General features: G+C 68.9%; 11 protein-coding genes. 7 read left to right on the top strand and 4 right to left on the bottom strand.

From position 1 onward, the window contains the following. Window positions 1-15 precede the first annotated feature (15 nt). From L3i22_RS42205 to L3i22_RS42220, 4 genes are read right to left on the bottom strand one after another with little or no spacing between them, the layout of a single operon-like run. A complete protein-coding gene (locus tag L3i22_RS42205) occupies window positions 16-1,314 on the bottom strand; it encodes a TIGR02679 family protein (RefSeq protein WP_221323041.1) in 1,299 nt (432 codons plus the stop codon). Next, complete coding sequence (locus L3i22_RS42210; protein ID WP_221323042.1) at window positions 1,311-5,459, bottom strand: TIGR02680 family protein; 4,149 nt, start codon at window positions 5,457-5,459, stop codon at window positions 1,311-1,313. Before L3i22_RS42210 ends, L3i22_RS42205 begins: the two co-directional genes overlap by 4 nt. Beyond that, complete coding sequence (locus L3i22_RS42215) at window positions 5,456-6,631, bottom strand: TIGR02678 family protein (protein WP_221323043.1); 1,176 nt, start codon at window positions 6,629-6,631, stop codon at window positions 5,456-5,458. Before L3i22_RS42215 ends, L3i22_RS42210 begins: the two co-directional genes overlap by 4 nt. Further along, window positions 6,628-8,187 carry a DUF2397 domain-containing protein gene (locus L3i22_RS42220; RefSeq protein ID WP_221323044.1) on the bottom strand — a complete coding sequence of 520 codons (1,560 nt, stop codon included), beginning with the start codon at window positions 8,185-8,187 and terminating at the stop codon, window positions 6,628-6,630. Before L3i22_RS42220 ends, L3i22_RS42215 begins: the two co-directional genes overlap by 4 nt. A 212-nt stretch (window positions 8,188-8,399) precedes the next feature. Here L3i22_RS42220 and L3i22_RS42225 point away from each other — a divergent pair, with 212 nt between their 5' ends. The 7 genes from L3i22_RS42225 (at window position 8,400) to L3i22_RS42255 (ending at window position 19,111) form a co-directional block, all read left to right on the top strand. Next, window positions 8,400-10,034, top strand: a complete 1,635-nt coding sequence (locus L3i22_RS42225; protein ID WP_221323045.1) for a serine/threonine-protein kinase — start codon at window positions 8,400-8,402, stop codon at window positions 10,032-10,034. Between the two features lie 53 nt (window positions 10,035-10,087). Continuing rightward, on the top strand, window positions 10,088-10,900 hold the full coding sequence (locus L3i22_RS42230) for a hypothetical protein (RefSeq protein WP_221323046.1): 813 nt from the start codon (window positions 10,088-10,090) through the stop codon (window positions 10,898-10,900). A gap of 404 nt (window positions 10,901-11,304) precedes the next feature. Then, the gene (locus L3i22_RS42235) at window positions 11,305-13,413 is read left to right on the top strand and encodes a tachylectin-related carbohydrate-binding protein (RefSeq protein ID WP_221323047.1); all 2,109 of its coding nucleotides are present in this window, start codon (window positions 11,305-11,307) and stop codon (window positions 13,411-13,413) included. A 99-nt stretch (window positions 13,414-13,512) separates the two neighbouring features. Further along, the gene (locus L3i22_RS42240) at window positions 13,513-14,046 is read left to right on the top strand and encodes a hypothetical protein (protein WP_255657576.1); all 534 of its coding nucleotides are present in this window, start codon (window positions 13,513-13,515) and stop codon (window positions 14,044-14,046) included. Between the two features lie 305 nt (window positions 14,047-14,351). Then, complete coding sequence (locus L3i22_RS42245) at window positions 14,352-18,287, top strand: deaminase domain-containing protein (RefSeq protein WP_221323048.1); 3,936 nt, start codon at window positions 14,352-14,354, stop codon at window positions 18,285-18,287. Window positions 18,288-18,494: 207 nt separating this feature from the next. After that, a complete protein-coding gene (locus L3i22_RS42250) occupies window positions 18,495-18,815 on the top strand; it encodes an ankyrin repeat domain-containing protein (protein ID WP_221323049.1) in 321 nt (106 codons plus the stop codon). Window positions 18,816-18,889: 74 nt separating this feature from the next. Further along, window positions 18,890-19,111: a hypothetical protein gene (locus L3i22_RS42255; RefSeq protein ID WP_221323050.1), complete on the top strand. Its 222-nt coding sequence runs from the start codon at window positions 18,890-18,892 to the stop codon at window positions 19,109-19,111. Window positions 19,112-19,249 lie beyond the last annotated feature (138 nt).

The following is a 19,249-nucleotide window of genomic DNA, read 5'->3' on the forward strand; positions in this document are numbered from 1 at the left end:
CCCCCACCGGCGGTCTCAGCGCGCCACCGCGTCATCTGCCCAAAGGTCGGCCAGGAGATCGGCAAGCACGAACTCCTCGTGGACTGCCAGCCCGTGCTTCGACATCGCTGCCGCCAGAGGTGGATCCCACGGTGTCGGCGCCGGCCGGCCGGCGAGCGGTACCGCATGGCTGCCGTCGAGGCCGGCGACGGCCGCGAGGTAGTCGTTCGCGGCCATCCGCCAGGGCAGGGCGCCCTGCTGAAGTACCCGACCGGCAATCGCCACGCCGGGCCAGTCGAAGTCGCCGTGGTACCGGACCGGAATCCCGGCCGTGACCAGGTGTCGCAACAGCCGGGTGCCCGCACTCGCCGGGTTGCCGGAGAGGCACAGCAGCGGTGTTGCCGTGCTCGCTCGTACCGCAGCCTGCATGACCTGGGGGTTCTCGCAGACGGACACGACCTGCCCCGGCTCGGACCAGGACGCCGGAGCCGCGACGGCCAGTTCATGCAGGGTGAGGTGGGTGACCAGCCCCAGCTGGGCCCGTTCGCGAAGCATCCGGGACCACCCGTCATCGCCGAGCGGACGAAGTTGCCAGGTCAGCACCGTCCCGGACAGCATGTCGGTGTGGACGTTCAACACTCCCCACAGCTCGCGGCGGTCGGCCGCGGACTCCGGGACGGGACGGTCCACCGCGAATGCCGCCGCTCGAAGCAGCACCGACGAGGCCAGGGTGGTGTCGTCGAGGCCGTGGGCGGTGCCGGTGACCTGACTCGCGAGTGCGGCGAGTTCCCAGGCCCGGCCGGATGACGACGCCGGCACGAGCAGCAACGCGAGCCCGGCGACCGCCTGCTCCAGTGCCTGACCGGCCGCGTGCGCGCCGGCCCTGGTCAGGATTCCGGTTCGCCGCAGATCAGCGATCCACTTCGGGGCCCACGGCGCCCCGGCCAGGCCCGCGTCATACAGGGCGGCGTCCAGCCGCTGCCAGACCTCGGCCCATTCGATCTGGCTCTGGTCGCGCAGCGCGCGCCGGTCGATCACCGGCCGGCCCTGCAGGTCTTCGAGCACGCTGACGATTCCTCGTCCGGCCTTGGAAGTTCGCAGGACGGTGTCGAGGTCGGCAAGCTTGATCCGGGTCGCGCCCGCGGCGACCGGCCGGCCCAGCAGCCCGGACAGGTGATCGGCGGCAACGTCGTCGACCACCGCGGTGATCGTCCCGGTCGGTTGCCGGCCGTTGCGTTCGAGCCGGGCCCGCGCTGCCGTCCAGACCGGGTCGAGGCTCGCGATCGACAGGTACGCGCGCAGGCTCGGCGGCAGCCCCGTCGGGTTCCCGGTCATGCGGCCCGCAGGAAGTGCCGGGTGCGGCCGTCCCAGTGCACATGGGCGGTCGCCGCGGGGGTGCCTTCCTCGCGGCAGATCTCGTAGATGTCCAGGGCGGGCACCTGGGGAACACAGCCCCAGAGCGCGTGGCCGGTCATGGCGAAATCCACGTCGAGGCGGACCAGGAGACCGAGCAGTTCGGCGACCGTCGCGTCGTCGACCTTGGCGAACGCGTCGTCGAGCAGGATCAGACGCAAGGCGGTCGTGGTGTTCTCCAGGCCGGTCAGGTACGCGTCCACGGCGGCGAACAGGGTCACGTACGAAACGAACCTGGTCTCGCCCTGCGACAGCTTGGCCCGGCGGCTGATCCGCCGTTCACGACCCTCCTCCGGGCCGGTGATGATCACTTCAACGGTGTGCCAGGCCCGATAGTCCAGGGCGGAGCGCAGGTGGACGGCGTAGCCGGCGCTCGGTTCCTTGACCGCCTCGGCCGCGACCCGGGCGGTGAGCAGGTCGGTCAGTTCGTCGTCCTGGACCGCATCGCGGACCGCGGCGGCGGTACTGACCAGCGCCTTGATGCGGGCGATGTCGGCGCCGGTCTCGTCGGCCAGCTTCCAGGTCAGTCGTACCCCGATGCCGTGGCTGGTTCTGATCGACCGGAGGCTGGCGTTCATCGCCTTGATCAGCTTGTCGGCCTGGGCGAGCCGCCGCCGCAGCTCCTCGCCGACCTCGCCCAGGACGAACCGGTGGAAGACCGCGTGTTCGCGTTCGGTGAGTGCGGCCCGGCCCCGCTCGCACCGGCGGTCGATCTCGTCGGCCGCCTGGGCGAGCGGCCGGCGGCCCTCGGCGTCGACCAGCTCGAAGAGCTTGATGCCGGCGGCAACGGTCGCGGACACGTCGTAGCTGCCGGAGATCTCCCGTTCGAAGACCTGCTGAGCGCGCAGGAGGCTGTTCTCGTCGGTACGTCCGCGGCGCAGCGCGGCGAGCAGCACCCCGACCTGCCTCTCGACGGCCGCCGGGACCGGGTCGTCGAGCAGCTCGTCCGGCGCGGACGGGAAGGCCGTGGCGATGACCCCGGGCTGGTCGAACTGGTTCCGGACCGCGGTCACCCGGTCGCCGAGGTCGAGGCGGAGCCGCTCGGCGGTGCCCGCGGCGGTCTGGGCGTCGGATCTGGCCTTGCCCGCTGCCCAGTTGAGTCCGTCGATCGCCTTCCGGGTGTCCCGCAACCCGTCGACGACCTTGGCGAGAAGTCTCTCGGTGTCGGTGACCTGCCGATGGACCTCGGCAGCGGCGATGCCGACCGACTCCCGGAGGGTCCGGAGTCTGGTCAGGGCGTTCTGCCAGGTCTGGCACGCCCGCGCGGCCTCGCCTTCCGCGGTGTCGCGGCGACCGGCCACCTCGGCGATCCGGGCGGCTGTCTGCTCGTGGCGGGTGATCGCCTGCTCGACGACGCCGGCCTTCTCCACCGCCTCAGCGCAACCGCGCGCCGCGTCCTGCGCCCTCGACTGGAGCGCACGCAGGGATTCCTCGTCGGCGGGCAGGCCGAAATCGGAACACGCCCGGCGATGGTCACGGTCCTGAACGGCCCAGGCCCGGTTCAGGTCGTCGGCCAGCCTTCGCAGCTCTGCGGCCTGCGACCGCCACCGGCCCTCCTCGCGGAGCTTGTCCGTCGCAAGGGACCGCGCCTGGACAAGTTCGACGGAGGACGGAACCGCGCGACCCCAGTCGCGGATCCGGGCGCCGCTGGCGAGCAGTTCGTCGCGTTGCTGCCGGCGCCCGCGGCGAGCCTCGGCCAGCTCGGCCAGTTCGGCGTCGATGGCGGCCAGACGTACGGCGCGCGCGGCGGCCCGGGCGGCCGCACCGATGTGCCGGGCCACCGGGACGTGGTGCCGGCCGCGGAGGGCGCCGTTGGCCCAGCTGCCGTCGGCCCTGATCCACGTGGTGGCATCGTCGTCACCGAACCCGATCCGGTTCAGCACGCTCAGAACCGCTTCGGCGGGTAGCGGACTGGCCGGATCGACGGTGAGCACGGCACTCAACGGGGTACGCACGTGCGGGTCATGCGGCGTCACGAGGAGATGCCCGGCCGGCGCCGCGAGCCGGCCGGCGCCGTCGACTGTCGCGGTCAGCAGGCCGGAGGCGATGAGCGCGGCTTCGATACCGGCTCGGCTCTCGTCATCGATCGCGCCGGAAAAATCCACACACCGCCACATCGGTACGCCGTCGGACCCGGTCACCCAGGTGGGCTGCTCCGGTTCGGGATCGCGGGCGGAACGGAGCTCGGTTCGTTCGTTCTCCAGTCGGACGGCCACCTGCCGGGCGGCCCCGTCCTCGACGTCGAGGCGGCTCAGCGCGGCGGCCACGGCTGACGTGGCGACGGCGACGGTGTCGTCCGCGGCCCGATCCAACTCCCGCAGATCGAGGTCACCGCCGTCATCGCACAGCGCCGACCGGTCGGCGAGCAGGACACCGAGAATCGGATGAGCGGACCAGTCGACGGTCCCGAACAGTTCAGCGGTGGCCGGGTCGGCGATCCAGGCGCGCCAGCCGTCGGCCAGCGCGAACGCGGACCGGTCACGCTGTTCGACAGCCTGCCGGCTCGCCTCGGCGGCGTCGTCGGCCCGCTGCTCGGCGCTGGCCGCGTCGTCCGCGGCCCGGTCCACCTTCCGCCGGGCCGCGGACAGCGCCTGGGCGTCGGCAGCACGGTTCCCGGCCTGGCCCGCCCGGCTGCGCCCGGCCGCACCGGCCCGGGTCACCCGCTCGGTGAGGCCGGCCAGGTCGGCGGGGACCAGGGTCACGACGTCGGGCACCGGCTGTGTCAGGACCTCCGGCTCGCCGTCGCGATCGGTCCGGACCACTCGGCTGGAAGCGGATCCCGGGCGCCGATCGGCACGGATCTCGGCCGGCAACTGCGGATCGGTGAGCCCTACGGCGGCGAGTCGCTCCCGCACCCGCACCAGCGTCACGGAAAGGCCGGCGACCGTCTGCTCCACGTCGTCGGCCCGTACGTCGGCGTCAGTGACCTTGTCTTTCTCGGCACGCCGCAGGTCGTCCGCCGCGCGGAGAGCGGTGTCCGCCTCCCCCGCGCGGGACTCCACCACGGTGGTGAGTTGCCGCAGCTCCTGGCCACTGCGGTAGGCGTCGGAATCGCGCAGGCCGGCCAGGCGCACGCCCAGCGTCTCCTGCTCGCTCTCCAGCATCTCGAACTCGCTCTTCCGCGCGGACAGCTCCTGCTCCTTCCGCCCGGCCGCGTCGTCGAGCCCGGCTGCCTCCGCCGCGCCCGCCCTGGCCCGGACCGCGTCGGAGCGCAGGCCCTGAAGCGACGACGCGAGCACCCCGGTGACGTACTTGCGATAGGCGTCGAGGAACGTGCGGACCTGTTCGCGGGCGGCTTCCAGCCGCAACTGGTCGTCCCGGGTGCTGGTGAGACCGTCGAGCTGCTGGCCCGCGTCGGTCAGCGCGTCCTCGGAGAGCGGCGGGAGCGCGTCGGCGAGGATCGCCGGCAGCCGGCCCTCCTCGATGCGGTTCCCGACGTCGGGTGAGCGCAGGGTGTGCAGGAGTTTGGTCAGCCCGTCGAAGCGTTCCTTGCCGAGCTGACCGGTCAGTCCGAAAACCTCGGCCCGGACCCGTTCCCGATGTTTCTCCGGCACGTCGGTGATGCGTTCCTCGGTGACGAGGTCGGCGAGGTCACGCCGCGACAGCGCCTGCCGGTCGGCCCCCAGCAGCGGCAACTCCGAGCCGACCCGCAGTGGCGTACTGAAGTACCAGACCTTCGCTTCCTTGGTGCTGATCGTGAACCGCACCAGGGCACCCAGCGTCAGGTAGCGGGTCTCGGCGCCGTCGGGCCCGGGGTTCTGGCACAGTTCGAGCCACATGTATCCGAGCCGGTTGCCCTGATCGCCGGCGCCCGCGCTCATCAGGTCCTCCATCCGGACCGACGAGCCGGTGCCCATGTTGCGCCGATCCGCGTCGAGCAGGAACGGGAGCAGCATCTCCAGGGCGCGGGACTTGCCGGAGCCGTTGGTGCCGCGCAGGATCAACCGGCCACCGGAGATGTCGAAGGTGTTCTCGTAGTAGTGCCACACGTTGACGAAGCCCGCTCGCGAAAGGCGCCACCGGTGCGGGTTCTGCCGCAGTGGGGTCTGGTCGAACAGGTCGGTCACGGGATCTCCAGTTCGAGCTGGCCGGCCAGGCGGCGGGCCGCGCGGGTCGGCGGTGCGGTGCGGGGCCGCGGCCGGTAGCGGGCGGCCGCCGGATGCAGCACCAGTTCCGTCTCGGTGGTGCGGGCCAGACCGACCTCGCCGAGCAGGGCGACGACGTCGGCACGCAGGTTGGCCGGCTGTTCGTCACCCCAGATCCGGGCGTGCCTGGCGGTGAGCTCGGTCAGCACGACGTCGACCTGCTCCCAGGGGACGACGACGGGGCCGGCCGCCGCGGTCCACCGCTCGATCAACTCGCCCACCAGCAGCAGGGCCACCTGCTTCATCCGGCCGTTGCCCGGGAAGGCCACGTCCGTGACGTCACCGCCGAGGTCGTACGCGAGCGCGCCCTCGGAACGAACCTCGAGGGCGAGGCCGAAGTTCTCCGCCAGAACCCGGGTCAGTTCGCTGCGTTCTCTCGACAGCACGTCACGTTCGCCGTCGGTCAGGTCCTCACGGCGTACCAAAGGATTTTCGATCAGCTTGCGCCGCAGCGAACGGCGAGGCTGGTCAGCGAGGCCGGGGTCGGGCGCCAGCAGGTCGTCGGCGTGATCGAACCCGGACAACGACCGGGCGAGCACGTGCGGCAGGACCGCCCGGTGAATGGTCAGCAGCGCCTCGTCCCGGCGTTCACCCCAGCCGCCGGCGGTGCCGTCGGTCTCGGTCAGCACGCCCCAGGTGATCAGCTGCCCGATCGCGGTCACCAGGGCCCGCCGCTCCGGCAGGGTGTCCCCCACCGGTACGCCGATGGTGGCCGCGTCCGAACGGACCTGCTCGATCAGCGCCGAGATCAGGATCTGCTCGCCCGTCCCGGGCACGAGCAGCGCCGCGCACAGCAACGACAGCAGCGCGTAGGTGGCCGGGGTGAACGCGATGCTGTCCGGCCGGCGCGCGGGCCTCGGCGGGGCATCGGCGCTGACCGGCCCCTTGACCAGCCGCGCGAAGGTCGACTCGACGACGAGGTGATAGTCGAGCGTGGACTTGAACATCGAACGCAGCGCCGGCGCGTGCAGCCGTACCAGAGCAAGGTCTTCGCTGTGCGCCGCGGTCAGCATGGGATGCGCGAGCAGAGCCCGGGCCGCCGCACGGCGATCACGCGACGCCTGTGAATCGGTGCCGGTGGCCGACGGGATCACGCGGGCACCCGTTCGCCGGCCGGTCCGACGGCGTCCCGCAACGGCATGGCCGCGAGCAGCACGTCCTGGATGGTGACCGTTCCATCGTCACCCGTGATGATCGTCGCCGCTCCGCCGGCGGGTGTCGCCCGCAGCAGGAGATCCAGGTCGTGGTCCCGGTCCTCGGCGGCCGTGCCCGCGAGGGAAACCGCCGCGACCAGCCCGGACAACTTGTCCAGCAGCAGCTCGCGGGCGGCCCGGCTCAGGCGGCTGCGGTGCAGCGTGCCCGCCGCGATCAGCTCGGCCGCGGCGGCGCGCCTCGCTTCGCTGCGGCGGCGCGCTCGTTCCAGCAGGTGCTGGGCATCGGCGCCGGGATCCGGTACGCGGGCGTTGCGACCACGAGGCGTACGGTCCCCGCGCTCGCGCAGCGACACCGGCACGTCCACCGGGGTGCTGTCCCACCAGGACGTGTTCGGGCCGGCGGACGGATCCGCCTCCTCCGGGCCGATGAGCAGGTGACGTGCGGGATAGCTGCCGAACGCCGCGTCGTAGAGCCGATGCGCGGTGTCGCTGTCGGCGGCCCGGAACCACGAGGCCAGCTTCAGAAGATCGGCACGCCGCGACAGCCCGGTCCCGGAAGCCGTCAGCATCCTCCGCGCGTTGATGATGAGCTGACCGAGCGCCTGCCGGGCGGCCGCGCGCAGCTGATCCGGGCCCGAGGCGACCTCACCGGCGCCGTACCAGACCGCGAGCTGCTCCCACTCCACCCGGGTCCGACCCGGCAGCCGCTCCACCGCGACGAGCCCGTTCTCGAGCGCCGCCGCCGTCGGCAGGTTGTCCAGCACCGGGTCGATCAGTTCGAGCAGCAGAAGCAGCCGCCGCCGGATCTCCGGTGCGTTCCGGTTGACGTCCGCGCCGATGAGGTCGACGTAGTCGAGCAGCAGGTCCTTGAACTGGGCGTACTCCTCGCTGGCGAGGTCATAGCGGGTCAGCACGCCGGCGAGGTAGGCGTAGAAGTCGGTGACCGACTCGGTGAAGACCCGATGGTCGGTGAAAACGCTTGTCACGGCGCCGGCCAGGGCCTCGGAGTCGACGGGCCGGTGGACGTCGGCGGCCTGCCGCAGGATCTGGCCGAGGCTCTCGACGATCCGGGCCAGCAGCTCCCGGGCCACCTCCTGCACACCGTCGACCGCCCGGAGGATCTCCTCGGCCTCCCGGTGCAGTCGGCCGCCCAGCTTCGACACCTGAAAACGAGAGCGAGATCGGTGGTACGCGGCGACGGTCGGCACCCGGGTCTCCCGTACCGATCGCACCAGGTTGCCCCACGCCACGAGCTGTTTGCAGCGGTCCTCGGCCTGATCCGGATCCAGGGCGACGCCACGGTCCGCGAGCTGGGCGGCGACCTCGGCGGCCGAGAGATCGTTGAGCAGCGTGCCGCTGAACAGCCGCATGATCGCGATGTAGTCGTCCGCGGCATCGGCGGTCAGGTAGCTGAACAGCTTGCGGTGCGCCGACGTGTCCGGCGTGGCCTCGGCGAACCCCGCCGCGGGCGCGTCGTCGTCCGGCTGGCTTGTCATCGTCCTCCCCGTGGTGACACCGTGACTCCACGCTATCGGAGACTCCGCTGCCTCAGCGAGGACGGCCACGGCCCTTGACACGTCGCGGGCGGGGTCGCCCGACCGGTCGGCGGAAACAGCCGTTGCGCGGATCCTTTATGGTTTTTTCACGACCAGAATGGTCCGCGCGGCGGAGACAGACATCCGCCCCCATGGATGGTGGAGTGCCTCGAATGAGCGGCTGGCAGCTGTCCGGCTACACGCCTGTTCGTCCGCTCGGCGCCGGCGCGTCGGGCAGCGTCGTCCTCGCCACCCACGACGCGACCGGCACCCCGGTCGCGATCAAATATCTGATCCGCGATCTCGGCGACGACCCCTCGTTCCGGGCCGCTTTCCGGCGCGAGGCGCGGCTGCTCGGCGAGATCGACGATCCGTACGTGTCCCGGCTGTACGAGTACGTCGAGTCGGCCGACGGCGCGGCGATCGTGATGGAGCTGGTCAACGGGGTCTCGCTGCGGCACATGCTGCGCGAGCACGGCCCGACCACCCCCGAGGCGGCGCTCTGCGTGCTGAAGGGCTCCCTCGCCGGGCTGGCCGCGGCGCACACCCACGGCGTCGTGCACCGCGACTACAAGCCGGAGAACGTGCTGGTGACCGGGGACGGGCAGAGCAAGCTCGCCGACTTCGGCATCGCCGCGCCGGTCGGTCAGGGCGCCGACACCGTCGTCTCCGGCACACCCCGCTACATGGCCCCCGAGCAGTGGACGGGGGCGCCGGCCACGCCCGCCTGCGACATCTACGCCGCCACCGCCACCTTCTTCGAGTGCCTCACCGGCAAGCCGCCGTACGACGGGGCGAACATCTTCGCCCTGCACGACCAGCACGCCAACGCGCCCATCCCGACCGATCCGGCTCCGGCCCCGGTGCACGACCTGCTCCGGTACGGCATGGCCAAGCAGCCCACCGACCGGCCGCAGCACGCGCTCGCCTTCCTCGACATCCTGGAGCGGGTGGCCGGCACCGCGTACGGCCCGGGCTGGGAGGACCGCGGGCTGCGCGAGCTGGCGCGCCGGGCGGCCCTGCTCGCCCTGCTGTGGCCGTTCCCCGAGGGCAGCGGGGGCGCCACCAGCCTCGCCACCACCTCGCTCGGCGACACCACGCCGGGCCGTTCCGGCGGTTCGGGCGGCAGTCGCAAGAAGACCGTGCTGGCCGGCAGCGCCCTCGTCGCGGTCCTGCTGGCCGGCCTGGCGGGATACCACTACGCCGCCGCGGCCGAGACCCCGGTCCTCGCCGGTGGCCAGGCCAGTCCCGTCGCCGCCGATCCGGTGGTGGCCACAGCGCCCAGTGGGGTCCTCCCGGCCACCTCGCCGGCCGTGACCACCAGCCCGACGTCGCCGGCGGACCCGGGCAGCACGCCCAGTCCGTCCTCGTCCACCTCGCCCACGCCCACCAAGCCCACGCCCACCAAGTCCTCGCCGAGCCCGTCGACCAGCACCTCGCCGACACCCCCGCCGGACACCACCGCCCCCACCGTCGGGACGGTCAGCGCGCGCGGGACGGCCCTGGAGGCGGAGAACTGCCAGTACGGCACCCGCACCAGCACCATCTCGGTGACCGTCACCGACGATGTGAGCGGCCCGGGCGAGTTGAAGGTCAGCTTCAGCTACACCCTGGGCGGCACCACCTCGACCGTGGCGATGGACTCGGTCGGCCGGGGTGTCTTCCGGGGAACGCTCGGCCCGCTGCCGATGCCGAGGTCGGCCACCCGCGTCCCGGTCTCCGCGGTCGCCGTCGACGCGGCCGGCAACTCGGGCCGATCGGCGTCACCGGTGTACGTCACCCTCGACAACATCTGCACCCCCGGTTAGGAGCACGCCATGCTCACTGCACAGCGGCATGTGCCGGCGCGGGGACGGCAGGCATGACCCGGCCGGACGGACCCCCCGACGACAGGACGCAACCCGCCGACCCCTGGGCGACCATCAACCGCCCGATCCCCACGGTGTACCTGGGCAACCCGGACTCGACCGTCAGCCTCAGCGGATCGGACCGCACCGCCCGGTTGCCCACCCCGAACCCGGACTCGACCGTCAGCTTCAACGGCCCGGACCGCACCGCACCGAACCCGGACTCAACCGTCGTCTTCAACGGACCGGACCGCACCACCCCGACACCCGCGCCGGACCCGGGTCCGCAGGTCAGCCCGGTCGACGAAGCCCCGACCATGCGCGCCGCCGGCGAGTTGCGTTTCGGGCCGGGCGTGCCGGTCGCCCCGCAACCCACCCCAGCCTGGCCCGCCGCCACCCCGGCCGGGCGGCCGCGCCCGGTGTGGCGTCGACTGGTGTCGGTGCTCTCCAGCCTGCTGACCCTGGCGCTGGTCGTGGTGGTCGGCTTCTACCTCTGGCAGCGGCTCAGGCCCCTGGAGGTGGAGAGCGTCGCGGTGGCCGTACCCCAGCCCGCCGGAAACCGCTGCAACGTCACCGTCGATGTGGTCGCCACCGTCCACACCAACGGCAGAAGCGGCGTGCTCCGCTACCAGTGGTTCCGCTCGGACTCGGCGCCGGGCGCCGTACTCACCGAACAAATCGGCAGCGGCCAGCGAGCCGCCACCCTCACCCTCCGCTGGACCTTCAACGGCACCGGCAAAACCACCGAAACCGCCACGGTCAACATCATCGACCCGTCCCCCATCCAGGCCGGCACAAAGGTCACCTACAACTGCCGACAGGGCTGACCGCACCTTCGGCGCCTCGTGCAACCTGGATCTTCACGCCCCAGCCTGCCCCGACTGACCCGCAGTGCCCAGCTTCGCGGCACCGCGCAGTTGGGAATAGCCTCGGCTCGGCCGGCCTGACCCCGACACCTCAAACGTTCGTGGCCACGCCGCTATCGGATGCCCGCTCGGCACGACACGCCGAAACATCGACGTTGTGGGATATAGATCACCTGTAGATTCCCAAGTTGATCATCGGCTTATTAATCTCCTCACGCGCTACTCAGCGCATTTGCAGGAGATACCCAGGAGACAAGCAGATGATCAATGGGGACACTCCCCAGCCGAGCCGGTGGCAGCAGTCACGGGCGAAGCTCATAGCTGCCGGCGGAGTCGTAGCAGCTGTTTTCTGCATCGCACCGGCTGTGCCTGCCTTCGCCGTGGGCGGGGCTGAGGCCACCGGTACGACGTACGACTTCGTGGCGAAGGTGTCGGTCGGCTCTGGAGCCGGCGCACGGGGCTGCAGCGGCGCGCTGGTCGCACCGCAGTGGATCGTCACGGCAGCGGACTGTTTCGCCAGCGATGGCAAGGTCGCCGCGGGAGTCCCGGCGGTCGCCACGACCGCGACGGTGGGACGTGCTGACCTGACCGAGACCGATGGGCTCGTGGCGCCGGTGGTCTATCTGGTCCCGAACCTCGACCGTGGCGTGGTCCTGGCCAAGCTGGCGACGCCGGCGACCGGTATCACCCCTGTCGTGGTGGGCGCCTCCGCGCCGAGCACGGGTGATGAGCTGACCGTGGCCGGCTTCGGCCGGACCGCCACCGAGTGGGTGCCCAAGAAGCTGCACACCGGAACATTCGGGGTGACCGCCGCCGATGACACCGCGTTGACCATCGCGGGCAGCAGCGAGTCCTCGGTGATCTGCAAGGGCGACGCCGGCGGCCCGGCGCTGCGCTCGACCAGCTCCGGCCTGGAACTGGTGGCCCTGAACCAGCGGACGTGGCAGGGTGGCTGCCTCGGCGAGACGGAGACTCGCCGAGAGGCCGTCGAGATCCGGGTGGACAACCTGGCCGGTTGGATCAAGCAGACCACTGTCGCCGATGTGTCGATCTTCGGCACCCTCGCGGACGGTCACCTGACCTACTCGGCGATCGTATCCAGCTCGGGTGACCGCCTGACCACCGTGACCTCCACGGCGACTCTGGGATTCACGCCCAAGGCGCTCGCCACGCTCAACGCCAACACCCTGCTGGCCACCGACACCGCGGGCGTGCTGTACCGGGTCGACGTCACCGGGGTGAATCCGGCGCTGACGTTCAACGCCCCGGTCAAGGTGGGAACCGGCTGGACGCACGACTTGCTGGCCTACGACGGCGACGGGTCGCTGTTCGGCATCGCCGCGAACACGCTACGCCGCTACACCGTCACCAGCGCGAAGCCCGAGGCCTCGAACATCATCAACAACACGGTGATCGGTAGCGGCTTCGCGCTCAAGACCCTGACCGCGACCGGCCCGGACTGGATCCTCGGAACCACCGACGCCGGCGTGCTGCGGTCCTACTACATCGACCCGGTCGGCAAGTGGACCGGCTACTCGCTGGTCACCACCGGCTGGGCCGGCCCCACTCACCTGGTGTCGCCCGGCAACGGGATCTACTACGCCCGTAACGGCAGCGGCCGGCTCGACTGGTACACCGACGGGGCGCCGTTCGATGGCAAGGGCACCGACATCGCCAGCCACAGCAGTGACCCGGTCGACGCCAGCGGCTGGAACCAGACCCTGCTCTCCGCGGCCCCGCTGCGCGCCTTCCCGCAGAACGCCGCCGACGTGTCGGTCTTCGGTGTCGACGACACCAACCACCTCACCTACACCGCCACTGACGCCTTCGGCGCGCCGATCGCCGCCGTGACCTCAGCGGCAACGCTGCCGTTCGAGGCCAAGGCCATCGCCACCCTCAACTACGACACGGTGCTCGTCACCGCGACGACCGGGCGGCTGTTCCGGATCGATGTCACCACCACCCTGCCGGTCCTGACCTTCGCCGCTCCGGTGGACCTCGCCGGCGGCTGGACCCACGACATGCTGGCCTACGACGGCGCCGGTTCGCTGTTCGGCATCGCCTCCGGCACCCTGCGCCGGTACACGATCACCAGCACCAAGCCGGTCGCTGCCAACATCACCGCCAATACCTCGATCGGCACGGGCTTCACCCTCAAGGCGTTCACCACGACCGGTCGCGGCTGGATCCTGGGTAACACCAGCGATGGCCGGCTGGTCTCGTACAACATCGACGACGCCGGCAAGTGGACCGGCTACACCCTGGCCACCAGCGGCTGGGACATCTACACCCGCCTGGCCTCACCCGGCAATGGCATGTACTACGGCGTCACCGCGGAAGGCACCGTGGGCTACTTCCGCGACGCGGCCCCCTACGACGGCAAGGGCACCGACATCGAAGGCACCGCGTCGACCCCTGAGGCCCCGCGCAAGTGGAGCTCCAAGCTCGTCTCTGCTGTGCCATTCATCTCCTGACGGCTGCCCACGGCTACTGATCTCAGGCACCGCTTTGACGGGCCTCACCGGACTCTTTTGTAAAAGGACAGGGAAATGATTAGATCTCGGCGATCGAACATGCTCGCCGGCATGATGGCGGCGGCTGTTCTGGCGGTCCTCGGCGCGACGGCCATCGCCGCCAAGGCAGCGACGACGCCTGTTACTGCGGCCGCGGATGCCGATGTCCCGCCGTCGGCGGTGGAGGACTTCACCTACCCCGGTGCGGCGACGATCCTGGCCCAGAAGAACATCAAGCTCATCTCTGGCGACGGAAACATTCTACTGGTCGACTGCACGACCCCAGCCGACGGTGACATCGGCCTCCTCAAGGTCTGGACGACCGAGGAAAACATCGGGACCAGCGGCAAAGGCCTTGTCTGCTTCAAGGTCTACGCCACCACTGGGTTGCTGAACCTCGAAGTTCCCGGCGTTTTCGAGATCCGGGGCGACGGGCTCAAGGCCGGCACCGGCCATGACGTCGTCGCCAAGCTCGAGACCGATGACGGTGACAAGCTGTCCGTCGATGTCGACCCCGACGGCAGCACCCCGGTTGGCGTCGGCGTCGCCGGCGACCCGGCGACCGTGCTGCTGCAGCTGCAGGTCAACGGATAGCAAAGGTCGCGTTCGCCGCGAAGCTCATCGAACTACGAGCACGGGTGGGTCGCTTGCCGGGGCACGTCACGACGCAAGCGATCCATCCGTTCCCGCTGCGCATCGCCGTCACGGAATGGCAGATGTAACGAGACCCGGTCCGGCAGCGGCATGATCGAAATTTCGATCAAAGCGACCCAATCGGCTAGATCGACTTGCAGCCAATCGCTTTTTAGTCTACGTCCGGATGCTGCAAGTTGTTTCGATTACTTCATTCCCTCAGATAGCGTAACAGTGACCCGAGGAAAAGGTTAACAGTGTCACTCTTGTGGCAATTCATAGATCCCCGCGCCTCGCGCGGCAAGGGGAAGTCCAAATTTGATACCTCCATCTACGTGACGGCAAGAAAACCCAAATCCCTGCGCTACCGGCTAATCCCAGCCGTGGTTATGGGTGTCGTCGCCAGTCAGTTCGTCGTTCCTCAGACGGCCCAGGCAGAAGAATCCACTTCTCCCAGCCCCCGGCTCCAAGCAGCAATTGCCTGGCAATCAGGTGGCGACTCCGTGCGCGCGGCAGCCGCCGCCGCCCTCGTGGGCAGCGACGCTGATCTCGCTGAATTCCTCGACACCGGCTGGGCAGAAGGCACAGCTGCCGACCAGCGCGCAGCGGTGCTGGACATCCTGGGTTCCGGGGGCCCTGCCGTCCAGTCAGCTGCGCAGACAGCACTCGACTCCACCGACGCGAAGGCACTGACCACATTCCTGCAAACAGGATTCGCCGGCGCGCAGGACAAGGACACGCGGGTCCGCGCGAACCAGATGCTTGCGACGAGTGGCCCGCTGCTTCACGCTGCGGTCCAAAAGGCACTGGACCTAGAAGACGTCGATGCGCTCGGGGCATTCCTCGACACCGGCTGGCAGCATGCGTTTTACGCCGACCAGCGGATCCAAGTCCTTAAGATCATGCAGACGGGCGGGAAGGAGGTCCGCGCGGCCGCGCAGCGGGCCTTGGACTCCGAAAACGTCAACGTACTGACTGAGTTCATCGAATCGGGCTGGGCTGTTGCCACAGCTCGCGATGAGGAGACCTCGTCGCTGACCGACCTGGTCAATGCGACGGCCGATGCCGGCAAACGCGCCGCCGCCGCTACTCAGGAGGCGAAGGACCAAGCGGCCAAGGCCAAGACCGCCTCCGCGTCCGCCAAGAAGGCCGCTCAGACCGCGGCCAGTGAGGCTGACCAGGCGGGCGCAGATGCCCAGAGGGCCGCGCGGGCCGCACAGCAGGCCGCCCAGGCGGCGAAGAGCGCCGCCGCATCCGCCAAGATCGCGGTGAATGCAGCAGCCGCTGCAGAACGTGCTGCACACACGGCAGCATCAGCGGCCACCCGTGCGGCTGCGGCCGCAGCCGCCACCGCCCGAAAGGCAACCGACGCGCAGAAGGCAGCCGGCGACGCCGCAACTGACGCCACCAAGGCCGGCACCGCCCGGGACGCGGCTACAAAAGCGCGCGACATGGCCAAGGCTACCCAAAAAATCGCAGATGCCGCAGGGCAGGCCGGTGACGCTGCCGTCTCGGCCGGTGAAGCAGCTCTGGCGTCTGTCCAAGCGGCGGCGGACTCGGTGACTGCGGCTGCCAACGCACTGGCTGCATTGGAAAAGCTGAAGGCCACCGGCAAGGCTACGGCGGAGGCGATCAACGCCGCCAGGCGCGCCAAGGCGCAAGCAGAACGCGCCACGCAGGCCGCCAACGACGCCGCCGCCTACGCGAACAAGGCCGCGCAGGCTGCCTACCGGTCGAAGCAGGCCGCGGCAAGCGCCATCACCCATGCCCTCGCCGCAGCGACCGCGGCTGATGAAGCGGCGGACCACGCGGCCGATGCGAACACGGCAGCGACCCGGGCCACCACCGCCGCCAACGCCGCGACCGATGCCGCGAACGAAGCAGTCACGGCGGCCGAATCCGCCCAAGATGTCTACGACGCCGCACGCCTGGCCGACGAAGAGCGACTCGCGATCCTGATGGCCGAAGGCGAAGAGAACGCCCAGGATCAAAGCGCCGCGTACGACCAAGCACAGCACCAGATCGACTGGAGCGCCACCGAGGCTGACAAGCGCACAGCGGAAACGAACGCGCTGATCGCCGCGGTCAAGGACCCGCAGACGCCCTCAGCGACCGCCGTGACCGACGCCCGCAAAGTCGCGCTTAACCTCGCGCAATCCGACTCCGCGTGGACACGAACCACCGCGATCCAGGCTCTCAGCGCCGACGACGAGCAGGCACTCGACTTCGTCAACCGCGGCATCACCCTCGCCGCAGCCCAGGACGACCGAGCCACTCTGCAGGCGATGGCCGACTCCGGCAGCGAGGCGCTGGCAAAAGCCGCGAACTCCGCGCTGGACGGCTCCGACGCCGACGTCACCGTGTTCCTCAAAAATCCCACATACCCAGGCCTGACCGCTGAAGACCGCACTGCCGTCCTGAACATCCTGGCAGCCGCCAAGAATGACGGGAACGTCGTTACGGCGCAGAAGGCTCAAGCCGCGCTTGACTCGGAATCCCACGACACCATTCATGCATTCGTCACCAGCGGGCAGTTCGTGTCAGCAGCCGCCGATGACCGAGTTCGAGCGAACAACATCCTCGCTGACGCGACCAGCGGACCAGAACTGAAGGCTCAGGCCCAGATCGCCCTGGACTCACCTCCGACCATTCTCCGCAGCTTCCTGGCGACCAGCCAATACGCAGCACGCCAGAAGGACTACGAGACCGCGTCCCACAACGCGGAGGTGCTCACTCTGGTCAATCAGGCGAAATCAATAGCCTTCGATGCGGTCCGAGGTTCCCAGGAGGCGCAGCGCGCCGCCGCGCTGGCCCGCAAGGACGGCAACGCCGCCACCACATGGGCCAACGCGGCTGCGCAGTCCGCCAAGCAGGCAGCTACCTACGCCAATAACGCCATTGCCTCCGCGAACGACGCCGAGAAATCGGCTTCTCAAGCCCAGGTATCCGCCAAAACAGCGTCTGATGCTGCTACTGCGGCCCGTAAATCGTCCGCGGCAGCGTCCCGATCGGCGGTCTGGGCACAGACCTCCCTCAAAAACGCAAAGGAATCCGCCAAAAAGGCAGTCGAGGCAGCCCAGGCAGCCCATGATTCTGCTGTCGATGCCAAGAAGAGCGCAGATGAGGCCAAGCAGGCCTATACGGATGCCTACAACGAGGTCGTGAATAGAGAAAAGGCTCGAATCAAGAACGATCGAGCCATTGCTTTCGCGGTTTGCACAAATGAGAACTGGCCGCTCCCCCCGAACCCTGACTGCATTGCTCTGGAGAGCGGCGTCAGCCAGGAAATGTTCGAACAGGGTCTAGCGAACTCATCGTTCTGCGGGCGTGTCCATCCACAAGGAAGCGCGCTCTTCAACTCGTGCGTCGCGCACGCCTTCAGTCCCAACTTCAGCACGTTCGAAGCCCTGAACTTCGCTGATATGGAACTCTCGACGATGAAGCCGTTCGCCGAACTCGATTTGATGTTCGCGGGAGGGCTCTTCTGCGCAGAGATATGTACGGCACTGGGCCTGCTGGCCGCGCCCGACCTGCTGTTCGGCGCCGGCCTCTACGACATCCTGGGGGCATACGGGCTCAGCGAGGTAATCGGCGCGACTGTCGGGGCCGGCGGCGTAAACGCGCTCGAACAGAAGCTGATTGAACAGGAATTCGTGGAGGCCGGCCTCCAGAAGGGCTGGATCGAGGCCGGCTTCGAAGAAGCTGTAACCATACAAAAGGTCAAATTTGACCAGTTCCCCCTAAACATCAACCACCTGATGTCCTCGATCGGAAAAGACTGCGGCGAGACTCTCGGGCGGTGCGACGAGTTCCTTTTGAAGCTTCTGAAACAGCGCATGGAAGTCGTCTCAAAAAATAAAAACCTGGCTGGGGTCGAAACCAGGTTCGAAGGCGAGGAGCACAGCATCCTACTTGCCGACAGCGGCAAATTCGACCGCGAGGGATTCATTCCTAACGTAGGCATGCCCGAGAACCCCAAGATTCTTAATTGGACCCCCTTGCCTGGCAAGAACAATCGCGATAAGGATTCCGAATACAAGATTTTCAACTTCCTGGCCAACCAGTACAAGGGTCAAGACCTCCACGGTGATCTGATCGTATATAGCGAGCTGCCGATCTGCGTTTCCTGCGGCGGAGTCATCGACCAGTTCCATAAACTGTTCCCGCATGTAAATATTCATTACATTCCCAACTGGCTGTAGCGCATAATCTGGCCCGCCGAGATGGTTTCATCCGAATCTGCCTCGCCTCTGCTCCGGCGGATCGAACCCGCACAAATAGCCCTCGGCCGAGAGCGGCCAGTAGGGTCGCGGATATTCGACCGACGCGGCGGGTATCTTGATCGAGGCGGAATTGGCAAGCCGTCCGGCGGGCCATCCGCATCGCGCAATTGAAATATTGGAGAAGACATGGGCGACGCGTATCTCGCACACCACGCGGTAGAGATGGGCGACCTGGAAAGCCTGCGGGAGGAAATTGCAAACGGTGCTGACATCGAGGCCGTCCTCGGGAACATATCCCTACTCCAGCACGCTCTCGATGTAGAAATTTCAGGGATCCACGGAGGCCACGGCATGCACGTGGACCTAACGGCGCTAGTGCTAGCCGCCGGCGCCGACCCTTTCCGTAAGACTGGCTGGAACGAAATCAGCGCCGTCGAGATGGCAGAGGAAGGTGGCCACTGGCTCGCGGTCGCGCTCTTCCGCGCGTGGGGGCACCGCGATTCCTAACCTCATCGGAGGGCTTGGATGCTGCCGCTTTCCGCGCATCCAAGCCTGCGCGACGCCCGCCCGATCTTGGAGGTATGGCGCGCGTGGGGTATCTACGACTGCTGCGGCAGCGGCCGATCCTGGTGCTGTGGCGCTCAGCGTGCTCGGGACCGGCCCTGACCGCGCAACAGTCCGCGGACTGGCGGCGCAGCGTCCGCGGCACCCACCAGCAGTTGTGGGACGCCGTACTTCGCCAGATCCCGGCGACACCCGTTCGTGCGCTTGGCGCTCACCCCCGTACGGGTGACTCGGTGTAGCCGACGAGAACGATGCCCCCGGAGGCTGCCGTCCGCGGTCATCACATCGGTCGACCGCTCGGACGAGGTACACGGCGTAACGGAATCCGAGAAAGTCTCGAAGCATGTCATCTCGCGTCGAGTCCGTTGTCGAGCCGG

It is taken from the genome of Actinoplanes sp. L3-i22 (assembly GCF_019704555.1).
Taxonomy (GTDB): Bacteria; Actinomycetota; Actinomycetes; order Mycobacteriales; family Micromonosporaceae; genus Actinoplanes.